16 protein-coding genes are annotated in these 19423 nt (G+C 30.5%); 12 read left to right on the forward strand and 4 right to left on the reverse strand.

Translation table 11 applies throughout. The features are described from left to right. The first annotated feature begins 84 nt into the window (after positions 1–84). On the forward strand, positions 85–414 hold the full coding sequence (locus IPP08_04685) for a hypothetical protein (GenBank protein ID QQS67467.1): 330 nt from the start codon (positions 85–87) through the stop codon (positions 412–414). A gap of 100 nt (positions 415–514) precedes the next feature. On the opposite strand, the gene IPP08_04690 is transcribed toward IPP08_04685, so the two are convergent. Next, positions 515–1282, reverse strand: coding sequence for an enoyl-CoA hydratase/isomerase family protein (locus IPP08_04690; protein QQS67468.1), 768 nt, complete (start codon positions 1280–1282; stop codon positions 515–517). Positions 1283–1562: 280 nt separating this feature from the next. On the opposite strand from IPP08_04690, the gene IPP08_04695 reads away from it, so the two are divergent. From IPP08_04695 to IPP08_04735, 9 genes are all read left to right on the forward strand, one after another. Continuing rightward, entirely contained in the window at positions 1563–1832 is a 270-nt protein-coding gene (locus tag IPP08_04695; protein QQS67469.1) for a 4Fe-4S binding protein, read from the forward strand. A 548-nt stretch (positions 1833–2380) separates the two neighbouring features. Then, positions 2381–2806, forward strand: coding sequence for a Rieske 2Fe-2S domain-containing protein (locus IPP08_04700; protein ID QQS67835.1), 426 nt, complete (start codon positions 2381–2383; stop codon positions 2804–2806). A 67-nt stretch (positions 2807–2873) separates the two neighbouring features. Then, on the forward strand, positions 2874–3800 hold the full coding sequence (locus IPP08_04705) for a cytochrome b N-terminal domain-containing protein (protein QQS67470.1): 927 nt from the start codon (positions 2874–2876) through the stop codon (positions 3798–3800). Positions 3801–3898: 98 nt separating this feature from the next. After that, positions 3899–4801 carry a cytochrome C gene (locus IPP08_04710; GenBank protein ID QQS67471.1) on the forward strand — a complete coding sequence of 301 codons (903 nt, stop codon included), beginning with the start codon at positions 3899–3901 and terminating at the stop codon, positions 4799–4801. A gap of 68 nt (positions 4802–4869) precedes the next feature. Beyond that, entirely contained in the window at positions 4870–7878 is a 3009-nt protein-coding gene (locus IPP08_04715; protein ID QQS67472.1) for a c-type cytochrome, read from the forward strand. A gap of 33 nt (positions 7879–7911) precedes the next feature. Next, positions 7912–8142 (forward strand): hypothetical protein, encoded by a 231-nt coding sequence (locus IPP08_04720; GenBank protein QQS67473.1) that lies wholly within the window; start codon positions 7912–7914, stop codon positions 8140–8142. 44 nt (positions 8143–8186) lie between these two features. Continuing rightward, positions 8187–8990: a hypothetical protein gene (locus IPP08_04725; GenBank protein ID QQS67474.1), complete on the forward strand. Its 804-nt coding sequence runs from the start codon at positions 8187–8189 to the stop codon at positions 8988–8990. A gap of 86 nt (positions 8991–9076) precedes the next feature. Next, the gene (coxB, locus tag IPP08_04730) at positions 9077–10291 is read left to right on the forward strand and encodes a cytochrome c oxidase subunit II (GenBank protein QQS67475.1); all 1215 of its coding nucleotides are present in this window, start codon (positions 9077–9079) and stop codon (positions 10289–10291) included. A 56-nt stretch (positions 10292–10347) separates the two neighbouring features. Continuing rightward, positions 10348–12192 (forward strand): cbb3-type cytochrome c oxidase subunit I, encoded by a 1845-nt coding sequence (locus IPP08_04735; protein ID QQS67476.1) that lies wholly within the window; start codon positions 10348–10350, stop codon positions 12190–12192. A gap of 67 nt (positions 12193–12259) precedes the next feature. On the opposite strand, the gene IPP08_04740 is transcribed toward IPP08_04735, so the two are convergent. From IPP08_04740 to IPP08_04750, 3 genes are all read right to left on the reverse strand, one after another. Continuing rightward, positions 12260–13831, reverse strand: a complete 1572-nt coding sequence (locus tag IPP08_04740) for a DUF1800 domain-containing protein (GenBank protein QQS67477.1) — start codon at positions 13829–13831, stop codon at positions 12260–12262. 180 nt (positions 13832–14011) lie between these two features. Continuing rightward, entirely contained in the window at positions 14012–15025 is a 1014-nt protein-coding gene (locus IPP08_04745; GenBank protein QQS67478.1) for an HPr kinase/phosphorylase, read from the reverse strand. Positions 15026–15074: 49 nt separating this feature from the next. Beyond that, complete coding sequence (locus IPP08_04750; GenBank protein ID QQS67479.1) at positions 15075–16628, reverse strand: peptidase C1; 1554 nt, start codon at positions 16626–16628, stop codon at positions 15075–15077. A gap of 156 nt (positions 16629–16784) precedes the next feature. Between IPP08_04750 and IPP08_04755 the strand changes: the two genes are divergently transcribed. Together IPP08_04755 and IPP08_04760 are read left to right on the forward strand one after the other, a co-directional pair. Then, complete coding sequence (locus IPP08_04755) at positions 16785–17717, forward strand: NAD-dependent epimerase/dehydratase family protein (GenBank protein ID QQS67480.1); 933 nt, start codon at positions 16785–16787, stop codon at positions 17715–17717. 68 nt (positions 17718–17785) lie between these two features. Beyond that, a complete protein-coding gene (locus IPP08_04760) occupies positions 17786–19294 on the forward strand; it encodes a carboxypeptidase M32 (protein ID QQS67481.1) in 1509 nt (502 codons plus the stop codon). Positions 19295–19423 lie beyond the last annotated feature (129 nt).

Below are 19423 nucleotides of genomic sequence, written 5' to 3' on the forward strand. Positions count from 1 at the left end.
CGTTTAAAACTTCGGAAATTACAAAATGCACAATTCCAGTGCAAAATAAATAACAAAACATTTTTAAATTCAATTTAAATCAAAATGAAAATCAAAAATCTTCTTTTCTTGTCAATCGCAGTTCTTGGAATGTCTTTAACTTCTTGTGGAAAAACTGAAACAGCTGATACAGCTCAAACAGATTCAACAGCAGCAGCAGCTACTATGGATTCAGCAGCAGCAGCAGCTACAGCAGCAGCAGCTACAACAACAGCTACAGCAGTTGTTGATTCAGCAGCAACAGCAGCTACAGCGGCAGCAGCAACAGCAACTTCAGCTGCAGGAGCAGTTGTTGATTCAGCAGCATCAACAGCTACTAAGGCAGTAGATGCAGCAGCTGATAAAGCTAAAGAAGCAATGGGAACAAAAAAATAATTTTCGACAAGAAAATTAGTAAATATATAATGGCTTATCTTTTTGTAAGATAAGCCATTTTTTTTTGTTTGTAATCAATTTAAATTTTTTAACAAAGTTTCTAAACAATATTTAGAAACTTATTTATTCCATTTTTGCAATCATTAGTATTCCTTGCTAAGGCATTTAAATTAGATGTATATTCTAATGCACTTTCTAAAGAGGTATAATCTAAAGTGTTTAGCATTTGTTTTGTTAGTAGTACAGAAGTATAACTTGTGCTCAATATCTCTTCAGTTAAAGAATTAATATAAAGATCTAAATCAATTTCATTTTTAACTAGTTTAGTTATTAACCCTTTATCGAAAGCATCATTTGCAGATATTATTTTACCTGTTAATAATAATTCTCTAATTTGAATTTGAGAACATTTTCTTAAAGCAAATGCTGAAACAATTGCAGGTATAAATCCAATTTTAACTTCAGTAAATCCGAATTTGGAATTTTCAGTAGCTACAATAATATCACAAGCTAACATTAAACCACAGCCTCCAGCAATTGCTGAACCTTGTACTCTTGCAATAACTGGCTTAGGTGCATTATAAATTGCAAAGAATGCTTTTGCAAGTGCTTTTGAATCATCTAAATTTTCAACAATATTGAAATTTGAAATGCTTTTTAGATGATTTAAATCTGCTCCAGCACAAAATGATAAACCTCTACCAGATAAAATTATTGATCTAACATTTTGATTAACAGATAAATCATTTATAGCATAAATTATTTCATCTACTGTTAACCTATCAAGTGCATTCCTTTTATCTGGTCTGTTAAGCCATATAGTACCTACAGAATCGACAATTTCTATTTCTAATCTGTTATATTCCATGAAATTCAAATTGAATTATTATTAATTCTAAAATATGAAAATTATTATACGAAAAAAAAAGCAGGATAAAAGAATTAAAAAAAAAAATATTTAGAGTTGGCTAATAAAAATGTGAAACGTATTTTTGTAGTGCATTTTTACAAGTAGCTTTTTCTAGTAATTCTCACTTAATTGATATACTTACAGTTTACAATCTCTTTGAAGTAAGTAACATACCTATTATGCTTGTATTAAATGCTTTGTTATCAATCATATCATTTTATTATTTCAGTTTAAAAAAATGGCAGAAGCGGTAGCGGCTAAAAAAAAGAAAAAAGCTATGCCTCTTGCATTCATCATTGAAGATGGTTGTACTGGGTGTGGTGTTTGTATTGAATTTTGTCCAGTTGATTGTATTTATACAAAACCTGGTCCTGAATTTTTTGAAGGTGACAATTATAATAAAACTATAAATCAAGTTGTTATTGTAGATGAAGATGTTTGCATAGGTTGTAAATTGTGCGCTAAGTATTGTCCTTGGGATACAATTGAGATGTTTCAACCAGAATGATATTAATGATTGATGTGACTTATTAATAACTAGTTAAGTTTTATAATCCCAGATACTAAAACAGATTCAAATTCAATTCGTTTTTTAATTGAGAAGTATTGTTAATTAAAAATATATTTTTTTTAAAGTAACACATGGATATTCCAAATCTTAGTCCTGAAGATAAAGCAAAAAAATTAGCAGAAATTCAAGCAAAAATGGCTGCCGCAAAGGCAGCTAAAATGGCTATTGGAGGATCACCTTCGGCAGCAACTCCGAATCCAACATCTGTTGTTTCTGAAACTAAAAAAGTTGTTGCAAAACCAGTACCTGATACTGAAGCAGGAAAAAAAATAGTTGCCATTCGTAAAAAGGTTGATGAACAATCTTTTAAATATGCTGAGCAAAAAGCACGCCAACAAGAATTAGAAAAAATTGCATTTGATACCAACAAACAGAATAAGAAAGCTGCTGATAAAAAAGAACCTGAAGTTGGTGCTTGGTATTTTGGACGCAGAAATTTTCTGCAATCTACTGGGTGGTTAAGTTTTTTTGGTTTTTTTACAATAATGCTTTTAGGATCTATTAGATCAATGTTCCCCAGAGTTATTTATGAAAATCCACCAATATTTAAAGCAGGCTTTCCAATTGATTATGTTCCTGGTTCTGTAAGTGAAAGATTTAAAGATGAAGAAAGAGTTTGGATTATCAGACAAATAGATGGTTCATTTATTGCTTTAATTGCAATTTGTACACATTTAGGTTGTACACCAAGATGGCTTTCAAGTGAAAATAAATTTAAATGTCCTTGCCATGGTTCGGGCTTTAGAGGTAACCCATTATATGGAATGCATTTTGAGGGTCCAGCACCAAGACCATTGGAAAGATGTTCAATTTCATTAAGTCCTGATGGTCAATTGTTAATTGATAAAAGTAAAAAATTTCTTTGGGAAAATGGAGATTGGGATAAATCAGAATCAAGTTTAAAGGTTTAAGTTTCTTTAATAAATTATAGTTTTTATTTTTTAAAAATTAATTTTGAACTTATAGTCAGTAATTAATATGCTTCAACGACCTAATTTCGATAAAGTCCGAAAGGACATAACACAAAACGTAATCTGGAAATCTATTTTCAGGCACGGTTACCAAGACAATCAACGCAATAGAGCATTGATGATTCTTGATAATGTTTTTTTACATTTGCATCCTGTAAGAATTTCAAGACACGGAACTAACGTTGGTTATACATGGGGTATGGGTGGAATAACTTTCTTACTTTTTTTATTACTGACAGTTACGGGTGTAATTTTAATGTTTTACTATCGACCAGTTGCAGAATATGCTTTTGATGATATGAAATTCATTATGAATGATGTTGCATTTGGTCCTTTTATTAGAAATATGCATCGTTGGGCAGCTCATGGAATGGTTATTACAGTTATGCTACATATGTTTAGAGTATTTTTAACTGGCTCATATAAACCTCCAAGAGAATTCAACTGGGCAATAGGAGTAATCCTTCTTTTATTAACTTTCTTACTTTCTTTTACTGGTTATTTGTTACCATGGGATCAATTAGCAATTTGGGCTGTAACAGTTGGTACAAATATGGCAAGAGCTACACCATTACTTGGTCATGAAGGTCCATTTGGTCCTCAATTAGGTTTAAGACCAGATAATGATGTTAGATTTGTTTTATTAGGCGGAACAACCGTTGGAGCTGCAACACTTTTACGTTTTTATGTTTTGCATTGTATTTTCTTACCAATTGTCGGTGCAGTATTAATGGCTGTTCATTTTTGGAGAATCCGTAAAGATGGTGGTATTTCAGGTCCGAAAGTTGAAACAAAAGAAATGAGAAAAGCCAAAGATGTGGTTCGTAAAATGCAGATTAAACGTATTGATATGATTTCTGAAGAAGGTGATGTAATATCAAATGGAAATGGACATTTAGAAGTTGAGACAAAGCCAGAATCAGAAGAAGTTTAATTAAAATTGAATAGTTCTATTAAATTTTAATAAACAGAATTTGTATTAAATTGATATTTAGAAATTTTAATTAAGAATAATAAAATTATTAAACAGAGATGAGTGAAATCTCACCGTTCTTTTATCTTTGGAATCAAGTAACAAAGCCGGATAATGTTCCAGCAATTCTGATTCTAACCTTGACAGCATTTTATTGTTGGCTAACTTGGAAACAAGCTAAAATCAATGATGAAAGAGGGACTCCTTTCGAGGCTGAGCAATCGGATAAAATTCAAGTTTGGCCTAATCTGGTAAGAGTTGAATTTTTGATGTCTATTGGGGTTATATTATTTTTAACAATATGGTCAATTTATATAGATGCACCATTAGAAGAACCAGCAAATCCTACTTTAACACCAAATCCATCAAAAGCACCTTGGTATTTTTTAGGATTACAAGAATTATTAGTCTATTTTGATCCTTGGATTGCTGGAGTAATTCTTCCTACATTAATAATTTTTGGATTGATTGCAATACCTTATATCGATGTAAATCAAAAAGGTAATGGTTACTATACAATCAAGGAAAGGAAGTTTGCAATATCAATGTTCGCAATAGGGTTTATTTTATTATGGGTATCATTAATTGTTGTTGGTACATTTTTTCGAGGACCTGGTTGGAACTTATTTACTCCTTGGGAGTATTGGGATGCACATAAGGTTGTACCTTTAAATAATAGAGATTTTACTGAAATTTTTGGAATACCTTCAAGAAATATTGATAACTCATATAATTGGGTTGCAATGTTGTTTGGTTCAATTATTTTATTTGCATTTTATTCTATTGGTATTTTTATTTGGAAGAAATACAAAGATAAATCTATAATGAAAGATTTAGGTCTTATTAGATATGCAACTACTGCATTTTTTACATTAAGCATGGGTGGTGTTATTATTAAAATATTATTAAGATTATTGTTTAATGTTAAATATATCTTGGCTACACCTTTCTTTAATATTTAATTAATTTTATTATTTAAATATTCATTTTCTATAAAGTAAATTTCAATTTTATTTCATAATAATTAAATATGTTTCGCTGGTTCAAAGAAAGATTACATACTCCAATAGAGCACAGAGATTACGGAATGATGTATGCTATACTAGCAGGTCTTCTTTTCTTATTTACTCTAGGAGTTCTTGTAAACGAAATCAGTTCTCGTCGCCCTTGGAAAGAATATCAGGAAAACTATAGAGATCTTAGAGTTAAAGCTCTTAAAAAACAACTTTCAGAAGCAAAGAAAGGAGTATCTAAAAAAGAACTAAAGAATCGAGTTTCGAAAATGAGAAAACTTGATAAAAAGTTGAATTCAAATAGTATAATTGAAGCTAAAAATTCTGTTGATAAAATTACAAGAGAAGTTATTACAATCAGCAAAAAAAGAGCAGATATAAAAGCTTTCTGGGATAGTAAAAATTATTATTACGAACATAGTTTATCAACAGGATTTCCAGATAAAGCTGCAGAATTTAAAAAACAATTAACTGGTTATGAGCTTGAAATGAAAGATTTGGATACAAATCTTGCTAAATTAGATAGAGAAAAAACTACTTTGATGTCTAAGTATAAACCAATATTAGATGAAAAAAATAAATTAGAAAAAGAGGCAGATAGTATTTTTAAATCTGTTTCAGATTTGGTTACTAAAATTGATGAAACTAAATCTATGCCAATCAAAATCAAACAGATTATGATTCAGGATATGGATAAATCTAATTTTGGTAATTTGAAAATGCGTGTTGATAGGTGTCAGTCATGCCACCTAGGAATTAATGATCCAGTTTTTGCAAATGAAGATATTTTTAAAAAATTAATAAAAGACGAAAAGAAAGCAGAACATGCAAGGAAGGTATACGGTCCTCATCCTAAGTTAGAGATTCTCAAATCTCATCCAATTGAAAAATTTGGTTGTACCAGCTGTCATGGTGGTCAGCCAATGTCAGTAGATGATGTTGAGCATGCTCATGGTTTAGAAAAACATTGGGAAAAACCGTTGCTAACTGGTGGTTTTATTGAAGGAAGTTGCAGAAATTGCCACGAAGGGGGGTATAATTTTGTTAATGCAAATATGGCAGGAAAAGGTGAAACAACTGATTGGATTGCCAAAGGAAAAAAATTATTTATAGATTTTGGATGTTATGGTTGTCATGAAGCTAGCAATATACCTGATTGGAAAGAGTATTTAACAGGTCCATCATTATTGAATGTAAGTAAAAAATTGAATCCTGATTGGACAGTTAATTGGATATTAAATCCTATGAATTGGAATTCTCATACAAGAATGCCTAATTTTAGATTTAATTCTGAACAGGCTGAAGCGGTAACTGCATATTTGTTTGATGTTTCAAAAAATAGTAGTTATGTTCCAAACTCTGGTTCTTCTGGAGATATTGCAAGAGGAAGACAGGTAGTATTTTCTGTTGGTTGTATCGCTTGTCATGTAATTGATACAGTAAAACATTCAACTGCATTTGAATACAAACCTAACCCAAAGTTTAGCAATGAATTGGGTAAAACAAGTCCAATGTGGGAAAATGATGGAGTTAAAGGGAATAGAGTTGGTGAAGGTAATGGTTTTGGTCCTGATTTAACAAAAATTGGTTCTAAAGTCAATGCTAATTGGCTTTTTGATTGGTTGAAAAATCCTAAGCATTATAATGCAAAAACCAGAATGCCAAGTATGAGGCTTAGTGATCAAGAAGCATCAGATGTAACAGCATATTTAGTTTCTTTAAAGAGTTCAAACTCGCAAAGTAATACGGCAATTTCGAATATTAATAACCCAGAATGGATTAAAAAAGGAGAAAAGTTAATTAGAGAATATGGTTGTTATGGATGTCATCAAATAAGTGGATTCGAAACTGAAGGAAAGGTATCTGTTTCTTTGAACGATTATGGTGCAAAAACTGGACATGATTTGTTTTTTGGATTTTTAAAGGAACCTCAATTATTGAGTGTTAGAAAACATTTCAAAAAAGGTGAACACGAGTTAATGGAGATATATGAAGAAATACCAAATGGTCAAGATTGGTGGACATGGACAGTTCTTAAAATGAAAAATAGTAGAATTTTTCAGACAGATGCAATACCTCAAAAGATGCCAGTTTATAGTATGACAGATGAAGAAGCATATGCATTATCTGTTCTTTTAAGAAGTTATACAAAAGCTTATGTATTGCCAGGATTTAGGAAAGGACTTGGTCAGTATGAACAATATGTGAATGATGGTAAATTCTTAACACATTGGAACAATTGTATGGGATGTCATAAAGTTGAGAATCAAGGTAGCTATATCAGAGATTTTCTTGAACCTGGCAAAACTGGAGATGATGCAAATCCATATGCACCACCAAATTTAAATACTGTCGGAGCTAAAATTCAAGAGAATTGGTTCTATAATTTTGTTAAAAATCCATCTTCAACTCCAGTAAGAACTTGGTTGAATATTAGAATGCCAAGTTATAATTTTAGTGAAGAAACTTTATCAAAGTTAAGTAGATATTTCTTAGGTCTCGAAAAACAAGATTTCAATTATACTGATTATTCAACTTATCCAGCTTCTGATTCATCTTTAGTTGCAGGGCAAAGGTTGTTTACCAAATTAAATTGTCAACAATGTCATGCTGTTGGTGGATTACCTGCAAATGGAGGTGCTGCTGCAGTTCCAGTACCAAATTTAGCTTTAGCAGGAAATAGATTAAAGCCAGCATGGATTTCACGTGTGCTACATAATCCATCTGCGATAGTTCCAGGAACAAAAATGCCAGCATTTTGGGGAACTGATGAAGAACCAGTTGTTGTTGATTCAACAATTTTTGGTGGTAATAGAAATATGCAAATTGAAGCAGTTGCAAATTATGTTTGGAGATTAGGAGGTTCTAAGGGAAATGTTTTGCCTGGAGCAATGGAATCTCAAAAAACATCAATATCAACTAATGTAAGTAATCAAGTTGTAGAAAAGAAGGTAATAGATTCTACAAAAACTAAAGGTGTTGTTAAAGTTTCTAAAGACTCAACTAAGAAAATTTCATTAAAATAAATTATAATTTCAAACCTAAAATATAATATGTTTATGAAAGTATTCAAATATTTAATAGTGTTTTTATTTAATACAATATTGTTCTTGCAAATTATGATTGCATGTCCTACTTGTGGTGAAAGTATTAAGGAGGTTCCTGGTTTAGGTGAGTCTTTATCAGCAAGTATAATTGCTATGAGTATTTTACCTTTTGTTTTAGTTGGATCTTTCATAGGAAGTATTTATTTTAAATGGAAAAGCCAACAACCAAAAGTTGAAGTTTAATTGAATTTTTTTTTATAATTTTTATAATATAATTTATTTTTAATATGTCGTTTCGTAAGATAGTTTTATCTGTTTCTTTAATTGCTTTTTTAGGGTTTAACTCATTATTTATGAGTAGTTGTGGGGGTAAGGATAGTAAATATGATACTTCAGAAGAAGAATCTACTGAAGATGGTGTGGCTTCAGCAGCAATAAGTTTAGCTGATGCAGGTTCAATAAAGGGAGTTGTTTCTTTTGAAGGAACTGCTCCAGTAGCCTCACCTTTAGCTATGGAATCAGACCCAGTTTGTTCAGCTAAAAAGAGTGAAGCAACAAATGAATATCAAGATGTATGTATAAATGATGGTAAACTAGGTAACGTATTTGTTTACATCAGTAAGGGATTGGAAGGTAAATCATTTCCAGAAAGTTCTTATCCAAAAGCTGAATTAGATCAATCTGGATGTAAATACATTCCTAGGATTATTGGAGCTGTTGTAGGTCAACAAATTACAATTAAAAACCAAGACCCAACTATGCATAATGTTCATGCTACTCCAACTATAAATAAAGGTTTTAACATAGCACAACCAAATGCAGGAATGACAGCTCAAAAATCTTTTGATAAGGAAGAAACAATGGTTACAATTTCTTGTGATGTACATGGTTGGATGAGAAGTTATGTTGGGGTTTGCTCACACCCTTGTTTTGCAGTTAGTGCTAAGGATGGTTCTTTTAATATACCAAATGTTCCACCAGGAGATTATACTGTAACTGCTTGGCATGAAAAATTTGGCAAACAAGAACAAGTAGTTAAAATAGCTGCAAAAGAATCAAAAGACTTACCATTAACTTTCAAGGCTCAATAATTTTTGTTTTATTCAATTAATTGAATAATTACAAATAAAATGTAATTCAAAAGCGAATTTTATTGTCAAAGAAAAATTATACTTTAATGAAATTAAATAAGAAGATATTCTCGTTTATATTCCTGTTAACATCAATAACAGCATTCTCTCAGCAAGCTCCAAAGGCAAGGTACAAAAGTTGGTGGTTACCATCAGCTTTAACTGATATTGCTGTTGAATCAGATCATATTTTTATGGTTATTTATTGGATGACAATAATAGTATTTCTACTAGTTTTAGCTTTTATGATTTATTATTTGTTTAAATATAGACAATCAGCAAATAGACCAGTTAAATATACTCATGGTAATAATAAACTTGAAATTTTTTGGACTACCGCTACTTTTGCAATTATGATTTGGATTGCTTTGTATAGTAAAAGTGTTTGGGTTGATATGAAATATACACCTCCAAGTGAAGACAAATCACTTGTTATAAATGTAAAACCAAGACAGTTCCAATGGGATATAACTTACTCAGGTGAGGATGGCAAATTTGATACTCCTGATGATATAAATACAGTAAATCAACTTCATGTACCAGCTGGTAAGGATGTATTATTAAAACTTACAGCACAAGATGTAATACATAGTTTTTTTATACCTGAATTTAGAATGAAGCAAGATGCTTTACCTGGTATGTTAACTAGATATTGGTTTAATTGTCCAAAACCAGTAAATTTAGAAATTGCTTGTGCTGAATTATGTGGTTTGGGTCATGGAAGAATGAGAGGATATTTGACTGTAATGGAAAGTTCGGAATTTGATAAATGGTATATGGCTGAAAAAGCCAAAGTTGCAAAAACATTAACTCCAACCTCAAGTACAACTACAGATACCTCAAAAATCTCAGAGACAAAAAATAGTACAAATTCAACTATTGTAGTTCCTACTACTGAAGAAATTTCAAAGGTTGAAGTTGGTGGTAAAATTACATTGAATGGAATTACTTTTGCTTCAGGTAGTGATAAAATTTCTGTCTCTTCAGAGATAGTGTTAAATAATGTTTATGATGCATTAAAAGAAAAAAAAGAAGAGGTTGTTCAGATACAAGGATTTAGTGATAATTCTGGAAATAAAAATACTAACCTATTATTGTCAGAAAAAAGAGCAAATGCTGTAATGATTTGGTTAGTTAAAAAAGGAATTGATAAAAAGAATCTTACATCTAAAGGATATGGACCTGAAAATCCAATAGCAGATAATGCTACTGCAGAAGGAAGAGAAAAAAATAGAAGAATTGAATTTAGCAGAGTAAAATAGATAAGTTCTTGTTTTAGAATAGTTTTAATTAAACTTTATTTTTTAGATTATTAATAATGGAAGCAACTCTTCATTCAAATTTAGAAACTGAAATTAATCATTCTCATGACCATGAACATCATGCTCATCCGAAGATGAATTTTATACAGAAGTATATTTTTTCACTAGATCATAAAGTTATTGGTATTCAATTTATGTTTAGTGCATTTTTCTTTCTTTTAGTTGGGGGATTATTAGCATTAATTGTTAGATGGCAATTAGGATTTCCTGGTCAACCTTTGCCTCCATTCTTATTAGGAACAATTTTGCCAAGTTCAATGCTAGGTGATGGAGTTGTATTACCTGAATTCTATAATACTGCATTTACAATGCATGCCACTTTCATGGTATTTTTTGCTATTATGCCAATGATGATTGGTCTATTTGGTAATTTCTTGGTTCCACTTCAGATTGGATGTAAAGATATGGCATTTCCAATTTTGAATATGGTTTCATTTTGGTTATCTGTTCCAGCTGGTATAATTATGTTATTAAGTTTATTTGTTGAAGGTGGTGCTGCTGGGGGAGGTTGGACTGGTTATGCAACTCTTTCAGTAATCAAAGAATATACAGGAGTTGGACTTGGACAAAACTTATGGTGTGTATCATTGTTAATATTGGGTATTTCATCAATTATTGGGTCTATTAATTATATAACTACTGTAATTAATATGAGAGCACCAGGAATGAGTATGTTTAGAATGCCATTAACTGTTTGGGCTATATTTATAACTGCTATACTTTTATTATTAGCTTTGCCAGTATTATCAGCAGCAGTTGGAATGTTATTAATGGACAGAAACATTGGTACTAGTTTCTTTTTACCTGCTGGATTAAAACTTACGGGTTCTGCATTATCTGAGGTTCACAAATATGCTGGGGGTGGTCAACCCTTGTTATGGCAACATTTGTTTTGGTTTTTTGGGCACCCAGAAGTTTATATTATGATTTTACCAGCAATGGGAATATCCTCTGAAATTTTAGGTACATTTTCTCGTAAACCTGTTTATGGTTATAAAGCTATGGTTTTTGCTATTGCTGGGATTGCATTTTTAGGTTGGATTGTTTGGGGGCATCATATGTTCCAATCAGGAATGAATCCAGTATTAGGTACTACTTTCATGCTTTCAACTATGGTTATTGGTGTGCCATCCGCAATTAAAACTTTTAATTGGTTGGGTACTCTTTGGGGTGGTAGAATCCATTTGACTACACCAATGCTTTATACCTTGGCTTTTGTTGTTCAATTCGTTATAGGTGGTTTGTCAGGTATTTTTATGGCTTCAACTGCAGTAGATTCATTCATACATGATACCTATTTTATTGTAGCGCACTTTCATTATGTATTGTTTGGTGGATCACTTTTTGCGGCATATGCTGGTATAATTTTTTGGTTCCCAAAAATGTTTGGCAGAATGATGAATGATACTTGGTGTAAAATCCATTTCGTATTGACATTTGTTCTTTTTAATTGTACTTTTTTCCCTATGCATATTATTGGAATGGGAGGTCACATGCGAAGAATTTATGATCCAACTCAATATTCTCATTTAGTTCATCTTCAACCTATAAATAAATTTATGACAATTTCAGCAATTTTGTTAGGTTTTACTCAATTGTTGTTTATTTTCAACTTATTTTATAGTATTTTTAAAGGTAAAAAAGCTTCAGCTAATCCATGGAATGCAACAACGTTAGAATGGACAATTCCATCTCCTGCTGGTCATGGTAATTTTGATGTTATTCCGACTGTGTATAGAGGACCACATGAGTTTAACTCACCAGAATGTGAGGGAACTGGTAAGGATTTTATTATGCAAACTGAAGCTTTAAATTCAAAAACTAATGGGAATAGTCATTAAATTGTAAGTAAATTTGATATAAAAAAAACCGTTTCAGTTAACTGAAACGGTTTTTTTATTGAAGTTATTAACAAAGTTGGAAATCTGGAAGTTGAACAATACTATTCAATAATTCTCTTATGTTTCTACCAGCAGTAACACTATCGTTCATAATTTGCTTCCATTCATAATCTGGAGCACCCCCAGTTAACTTGCTTTTAAGAAAAGTTTTTCTTTCATTAGATAAAGCTCTTGGTAGTAAAATAGCACATAAATTAACAATTAAAGAATCTAAATCTTCCTTATTTGGAAATTGATTTATGAAAGACATAGCTAATGAATCGGTCAAAGCAGCTATTGAGTTTTGAGAAATTTTATCTCTAATTGGATAAGTTGTTGTTGTAATCCAATCGTGCCAACCATTCCAACCACTTACGTTTGGTGGATCAAACAACTCTTGACCAAGCTTTGAAATATCTTGTGGGAGGTTAGTGCTTGGAGATGCAATTTGTCTGGATAATCCTATAACAAAATCTAATGGAGTTTTTAACTGGGAACCAATATTGTTATTATCAAAGAAATGTTTACTTTTTAATAACGCTGATATAACTGGTTTTAAATCAAAATCATTCTCTTTCATAATTTTAGCCATTGCATTAACAACTCCCATATTAACTTTTAAAGGATTTGCACAAACAAAAAATCTATATAACTTCTTACATAAGAAAACTGAAGCTGCATCGCCTCTTTTGTCAAAAATAACATCTATTAACTTTTTTATTTCTTCTTGTTTAACAATAAACTCAGTATTAGTATTTGCATCTCTTGCTGGAAATGAAACGCCTAAAAATTCTTTTGCACCAATATCATGTTGAGAAGGTAGGAAATATGAATTAAACTGTCCATTCGGGGAAGGTTGATCGGTATATCTAGCAACTTTCCATCCTGTTAATATTCTAGCTGCGTTTTGAACATCACCTTCAGTATATTGACCAATTCCTATTGTAAACAATTCCATTAACTCTCTAGCATAATTTTCATTAGGTACACCGGCTTTATTTACCTCGCCACCTAAATAGATTACCATACCACCATCAAGAGTTATATTATATGCTAAATCTCTAAAGTTGTTTAATCCTTGCTCTCTTAACAATCTATTTTGTCTGAATAGTAATGGAGCAACTATAAAGTCATCATCATTAACAAATTCAGTAGTAAAGTGATTACTCCAAAATGCTGTAAGTTTTTCTCCAATACTTAATCCAGAAGTTCTCATAACTTCTGTTTGCCAAGTTTGAAGCTGACTCCAAGCAGCAGTCCATTGTCCTTCAAGACCTTTTCTTAAAGTTATGTCTAAACCATCTCTACTTTCTGTAATAGTATTTGCAACACTAGGGTCTTTAGGCTTACTTTGAGTATCTAACAATAAATCAACAGCTTTATCTGGAGTTAATTTAAGAATAGAATCTAAATCTTGCCATCGGGGCATAAAAGTAGTTCTCCTTAATAAATGACCTGCTCTAATAACATCCCATGGTGATTTAACATCAGGTAAATAAGCCTCTAAATCATTTGCAAGTATAGAATTTGTATCATTAACACCAGAATTATTTACTTCCTCAAGTGTTAATAAATTTCCAAGAAACGATCTACGATTCATGTTAAAGAAAAAAAAGATTGATTAATAAAAAAACAAAATAACTATATTGTAGAAATAACTTTGTGATAATAAATAAACAATAACACCGAAAAACTCTTATGACTTACAAATTTAATAAAATTAGAACAATAAGAATTTACTAACATTGCAAATTTAATCAAATCTATTGATTACAAATATTTATTCGAAATCGTTTTCAAAATAGTGTATTGATCTATCTGTTTCTTCAACTTTTTTCTTTAATGATTCTCTTAATTTTTCTGTAAAAACTTTTGCAGCATTATATCCATAATGTTTTAGCAAATAATTTAATGAAATTACTTCAGCAATAACTGTAACATTTTTTCCAGGAAAGATTGGAAGTTTTAAATAAGGTATATCAACATCTAAAATTTTAGTGAAATTATCATCTAATCCTGTTCTTGTATATTCAACATCAGGGTGCCATTCTTCTAGTTCAACAATTACTTCAACCCTTTTTTGAAATCTAATAGCTCTAATTCCAAACATTTCACGAACATTTAATAAACCTAATCCTCTAACTTCCATAAAGTGTTGAGTTAGCTTAGTTCCTGATCCCATAAGTATTCCTTCACCTTTTCTTGTTACCATAACTACATCATCAGCAACTAATCTATGGCCTCTTTCAATTAAATCTAAAGCAATTTCACTTTTACCAATACCACTTCTACCAATGAATAAAATTCCGACTCCATATACATCTATGAATGATCCATGAATTGGAGAGTAAGGAGAAAATTGATCATCTAAGAAATCTGTTAACAGATAAATTGCTTTAGTAGTTTCGTGTGGAGTTGTAAATACTGCAATTCCTTGATCAGTTGCAATATCAATTAAATCTTGACCAAAATCATTTACATTTGGTATTATAAAACAAGGTACATCAAAGCTAGCTACTAACTTAAATGCATTTATCCTATTTTCATTTGATAAAGATTTCAAATAAAACATTTCTGTGTTTCCAAGAACCTGCACTCTATGAAAAGTGAATAGTCCTATATAACCAGCTAAAGCAAGTTGAGGTCTATGAAGGTTTTTATCTGTAATTAATTTATCTAAACCAACTCCAGGGTTTAACTGGGTTAAACTAAACCTCTCTTTACATTCTTCAGAAAAAATTTGAACTGTAATACTTTCTTTTCTAAGCTCACGGATATTAGATAATGCACCCAATTATTTATTATAGATTTATTAATTAAGAAAAATTATAATTCATTAAAAATTACTTTTTGTCTACTTCAATTATTATTGCAACTGAATTTTTATCATTTACATCTGTTTCAAATTCTATTCTATCACTTGATTTAAAAGAGACATTTTGAACTATTTGATTTTTTAATGTTTCAGTTATTTTTGTTAGATAAGAGTTGCCAATTGAAGAGTTAATCTTATTGTTTAATTCATTAAAATCAATTGGTTTTTTTGAAACAACAACTGCCATGAAATCTTTGTTCCCAATATTATCAGCTTGCATAGAATAATCTTTTGGAAATAATCTTGTACCAGTTATTCCACAATATGGAGAATGTTTTTGAGTATAAGGAAAAAGTACATAACTTGATCCATTAGTCTCTTGCCCAAAAATATAAATATAACATTCGACACTATTAGATACTTCAATTTTAAATTTTGAACCTTTTGAAATTGGTGAAATTGTTGAAAATAAATTTCCACCTTTGTTTTTTAATTGGATATTAGACCCATCTGAATTATTTATCAATCCGAACTTTAAATTTAACTTATTGGAACTTGGTTTTTCAGAACTTCCCATTGGGTATAATCCATGAGCCTCTTTTGCAAATTTCATAAAATCATTATACCGCACATAACCAAGTCCGTTTTCACCCCATTCTGGTCCCCAAGAATTCATTATCTGAAAAGCTCCTCCTTCTAAATTATCATCATATCCTATTACGCACATTGCATGCCCACCAAAGCCATTCATAGAATAATCTGACTGAGTTGGATGCCAAACTTTTTTTCCGAACATTCCATGCATAAAGGTACCTCCTACCATCATACCAATTACAACTGGAGCACCTTGAGATAAATTTTGCTTCATAGCTAAAAGATCAATAGTTTGATCATCTCCATTAATACTTAATCTATTTGCACCTAAAATTGAGTAATGACTTCCTAAATTAAGTTCTTCATTTGTTGGTTTGGCAGAACAATCATTTTCATTGTATGGGAAATCTTTAAGTGGCAATCCTCCTTTCTGCTCCATTGCCTGCATAGCCCATTTAACATAACTGCCTTCGCACCCTTCAAGTGCAATTTGATTATAAAGGTAAGAAGGACTAAAAGCAATTTTGTTTGGGTCTTCTCCTGTTTCTCTAGACCTCATTATTGTTCTGGCTGCATATGCACTAGACCATGCAACACAACTTCCTTGAGAGCCTTGATTCATCCTTTTAGGAGCAAATTTTTCTAATGAAACAAAGTCTGGTAATGGATTTTTAGCATTATTTGCTAATGGCTCAAACACTAATGCTTTATCATAAATTTTAGGATCTAAACTACAACCACTTGCTAAACCTTGAGAGGCTAAATTATTTATAGTATTCTTACCACCAAAAAAGTAAAATAGCCCAATAATAATTAGTAACAGAATCAAGAGTTTTGGATATCTAAAAAGAAAGGGCAAAAGCATTCCAATAATTCCTCCACTCCCAGTATTTCTAGCACCTCCACCTAAATCAGAGAAATTACCAGTACCTCTATTGGATTCGTTTTGTTGATTCTCATCATCATCTTTTGTCATTCTAATTGGCATAACTAAAAAAAAAATTATTGATTAAAAAAAATACCAGACAAAAATAAAGTATATAATATATAAATTCAAAATTCATTTATGATATATGAATTCATATAGAATTAAACCATTAAAATATTTTATTATAATTTTGCACAATATTAAATAAATAAAACTATGAAAGTTGTTGTTACAGGTGGTGCGGGTTTTATTGGTTCACATTTAGTTGATGCATATGTAAATTTAGATCATGAAGTATTTGTTATTGACAATCTATCTACTGGGTTTGAAGCAAATATTAATTCTAAAGCAAAGTTTCATAATATTGATTTAACTAATACTTCTGAAATTGAAAAATTTTTTTCTGAAAATAAAATTGATTTTTTAAATCATCATTCTGCTCAATTAAATGTTAGAGTTTCAGTTTCTAATCCTAAGTTTGATGCTGAACAAAATATAATAGGAACAATAAATCTATTACAAGCAGCACTTAAAAATGATTGCAAAAAAGTTTTGTTTGCTTCAAGTGCTGGCACTGTTTATGGTGATCAATTAGAATATCCTTGTGATGAAAGTCATCCTAATAATCCTATTTCTCCTTACGGAATTTCAAAACTGACAATTGAAAAATTCATGTACTATTATCATAAAATTTTTAATATTGACTGTATTGGTTTGAGATATACGAATGTATATGGAGTTAGACAGAATCCTTTGGGTGAAAGTGGTGTTATAGCAATATTTTGTGAACAAATGAAAACTGGAATTAATCCAATAATCTATGGGAATGGATTGCAAACCAGAGATTACGTAAATGTAAAAGATGTTGTAAAAGCTAATTTAATTGCTACAAATAGACTTTTAAATATAGATAATATCTTTGATTTGTTTAATGTAAGTTCGAACTCTGAAGTAAATGTAAATAATTTGTTTAAAATACTTAACTCATTTCATGAAAACAAATATTCTTTAAATTATAAACAAGCAAAGGAAGGAGAACAGTTTAGATCTTGTGCTTCTTATCATAAAATTAAATCTGATTTGGGATGGGAGCCAAAGGTATCATTAATTGCTGGATTAGAAGAATGTGTGAAAAATATTTCTAAGTAATAACTTTTTAAATTTGATATTAAATTATAATATCAATTGATAATTGAATTTTAACAAACAAAAATAATATGGAAGAAAATCTATTTAACAAATTTTTAGAGCAGTCAAACAGTATTGCAGATATCAACTCTGCTACAGCAATTTTAGGTTGGGATCAAGAAACTTATATGCCTGATGGAGCAGTTGACATAAGGGCTGAACAAACAGCCACATTGAGTAAATTAGTTCATCGATTAACTGTAGATGAAAATTACGGTAATATGATTGATGAATTATCAAATGGAAAAGGTGCTGAGTTAGAACCTTGGCAAAAAAATGTAGTTGTTCAAACAAAAAAAGATAGAGATAAAGCTTCAAAATTTCCAGAAGAATTTATTCATGAAGCAGCTAAAGTAATGTCTCATGGCAATGAAGATTGGAAAAAAGCTAGAAGAGCAAGTGACTTTTCATTGTTTCAGAATTCACTTGAAAAAATTGTAGATATTAAAAGAAGGGAAGCTGATTATATTGGTTTTAAAGATAATCCTTATGATGCTTTACTAAATGAATTTGAAGAAGGTATGACTGTAACACAGTTAAAACCAATTTTTGAGAGGTTGAGAATTGCTACAATTAAACTTTTAGAAAAAGTTAAAAATTCAACTATCAAACCAACAGATAATATTATTCATGCTGGTTTTGATACAAAAAAACAGATTGAATTTTCTGAATCTATTATCAAAAAATTAGGATTTGATTTTAACTTTGGTAGAATTGATTTAACAACCCATCCTTTCTGTACTTCATTTGGAATGACAGATGTAAGGCTAACAACAAGAGTTTATGAAAATGATTTGAGGTCATGTTTGTTTGGATTAATACATGAATCTGGACATGGAATGTATGAACAAGGGTTTGATAAAAGGTATGCAAGAACATCTGTAGCTAGTGGAACTTCAATGGGAATTCATGAATCTCAATCTTTGTTTTGGGAAAATATGGTTTCAAGAAGTAGTGAGTTTTGGGAGTGGGCTTTTCCTATTTTGCAAAATAAATTTCCAGAGAAATTAAATGATATAAATTCAAATGAATTTTATAAAGCTATTAATGTTATTGCTCCGAGCGATATTAGAGTTGAATCGGATGAGTTAACTTATAATTTGCATATTATCTTAAGGTTTGAAATTGAAGAAGGACTAATTAATAACACAATTCAAGTAAAAGATATACCAGAAATTTGGAATTCTAAGACAAAAGAATATTTAGGATTTGTTCCAGAAAATGATGCTAAAGGTTGCTTGCAAGATATTCATTGGTCATTTGGAGGAATAGGTTATTTCCCAAGTTACACACTTGGTAAATTGTATGCAGCAATGTGGTTCGATAAACTTAAATCAGAAATTCCTAATATCAAAGATCAATTCTCAAAAGGTGAATTTACAGAAACCCTTGATTGGCTACGTAAGAATATACATCAATATGGTAGAAGTAAATCTCCTTCTCAACTATGTATAGATATTTGTGGGAAACCTTTAAATGAAGAAAATTTCATTGCCCATATTGAACGTAAAATAGACAAAGTATATTATAATTCTTAAAGTTTTCTTTATTGGATAAATTAATTAAAATGATTATGCTTTATTGTATAATCATTTTTTTTTCTAAAATCTTGATTTATATAATTTTTAAAATTAATAAAATAGTGTAGGTTAAATCAATTTTGATAA

This window comes from Chlorobiota bacterium (assembly GCA_016700335.1).
GTDB lineage: Bacteria > Bacteroidota > Ignavibacteria > OLB7 > OLB7.

Excerpts from the sequence above, each read along its gene's own strand:
- IPP08_04740 (QQS67477.1), bottom strand. The coding sequence starts at position 13,831 with ATGAATCGTAGATCGTTTCTTGGAAATTTATTAACACTTGAGGAAGTA.
- IPP08_04700 (QQS67835.1), top strand. The coding sequence starts at position 2,381 with ATGCTTTTAGGATCTATTAGATCAATGTTCCCCAGAGTTATTTATGAA.
- IPP08_04695 (QQS67469.1), top strand. The coding sequence starts at position 1,563 with ATGGCAGAAGCGGTAGCGGCTAAAAAAAAGAAAAAAGCTATGCCTCTT.
- IPP08_04760 (QQS67481.1), top strand. The coding sequence starts at position 17,786 with ATGGAAGAAAATCTATTTAACAAATTTTTAGAGCAGTCAAACAGTATT.
- IPP08_04710 (QQS67471.1), top strand. The coding sequence starts at position 3,899 with ATGAGTGAAATCTCACCGTTCTTTTATCTTTGGAATCAAGTAACAAAG.
- IPP08_04720 (QQS67473.1), top strand. The coding sequence starts at position 7,912 with ATGAAAGTATTCAAATATTTAATAGTGTTTTTATTTAATACAATATTG.
- IPP08_04685 (QQS67467.1), top strand. The coding sequence starts at position 85 with ATGAAAATCAAAAATCTTCTTTTCTTGTCAATCGCAGTTCTTGGAATG.
- IPP08_04690 (QQS67468.1), bottom strand. The coding sequence starts at position 1,282 with ATGGAATATAACAGATTAGAAATAGAAATTGTCGATTCTGTAGGTACT.
- IPP08_04750 (QQS67479.1), bottom strand. The coding sequence starts at position 16,628 with ATGCCAATTAGAATGACAAAAGATGATGATGAGAATCAACAAAACGAA.
- IPP08_04755 (QQS67480.1), top strand. The coding sequence starts at position 16,785 with ATGAAAGTTGTTGTTACAGGTGGTGCGGGTTTTATTGGTTCACATTTA.
- coxB (QQS67475.1), top strand. The coding sequence starts at position 9,077 with ATGAAATTAAATAAGAAGATATTCTCGTTTATATTCCTGTTAACATCA.
- IPP08_04725 (QQS67474.1), top strand. The coding sequence starts at position 8,187 with ATGTCGTTTCGTAAGATAGTTTTATCTGTTTCTTTAATTGCTTTTTTA.
- IPP08_04715 (QQS67472.1), top strand. The coding sequence starts at position 4,870 with ATGTTTCGCTGGTTCAAAGAAAGATTACATACTCCAATAGAGCACAGA.
- IPP08_04705 (QQS67470.1), top strand. The coding sequence starts at position 2,874 with ATGCTTCAACGACCTAATTTCGATAAAGTCCGAAAGGACATAACACAA.
- IPP08_04735 (QQS67476.1), top strand. The coding sequence starts at position 10,348 with ATGGAAGCAACTCTTCATTCAAATTTAGAAACTGAAATTAATCATTCT.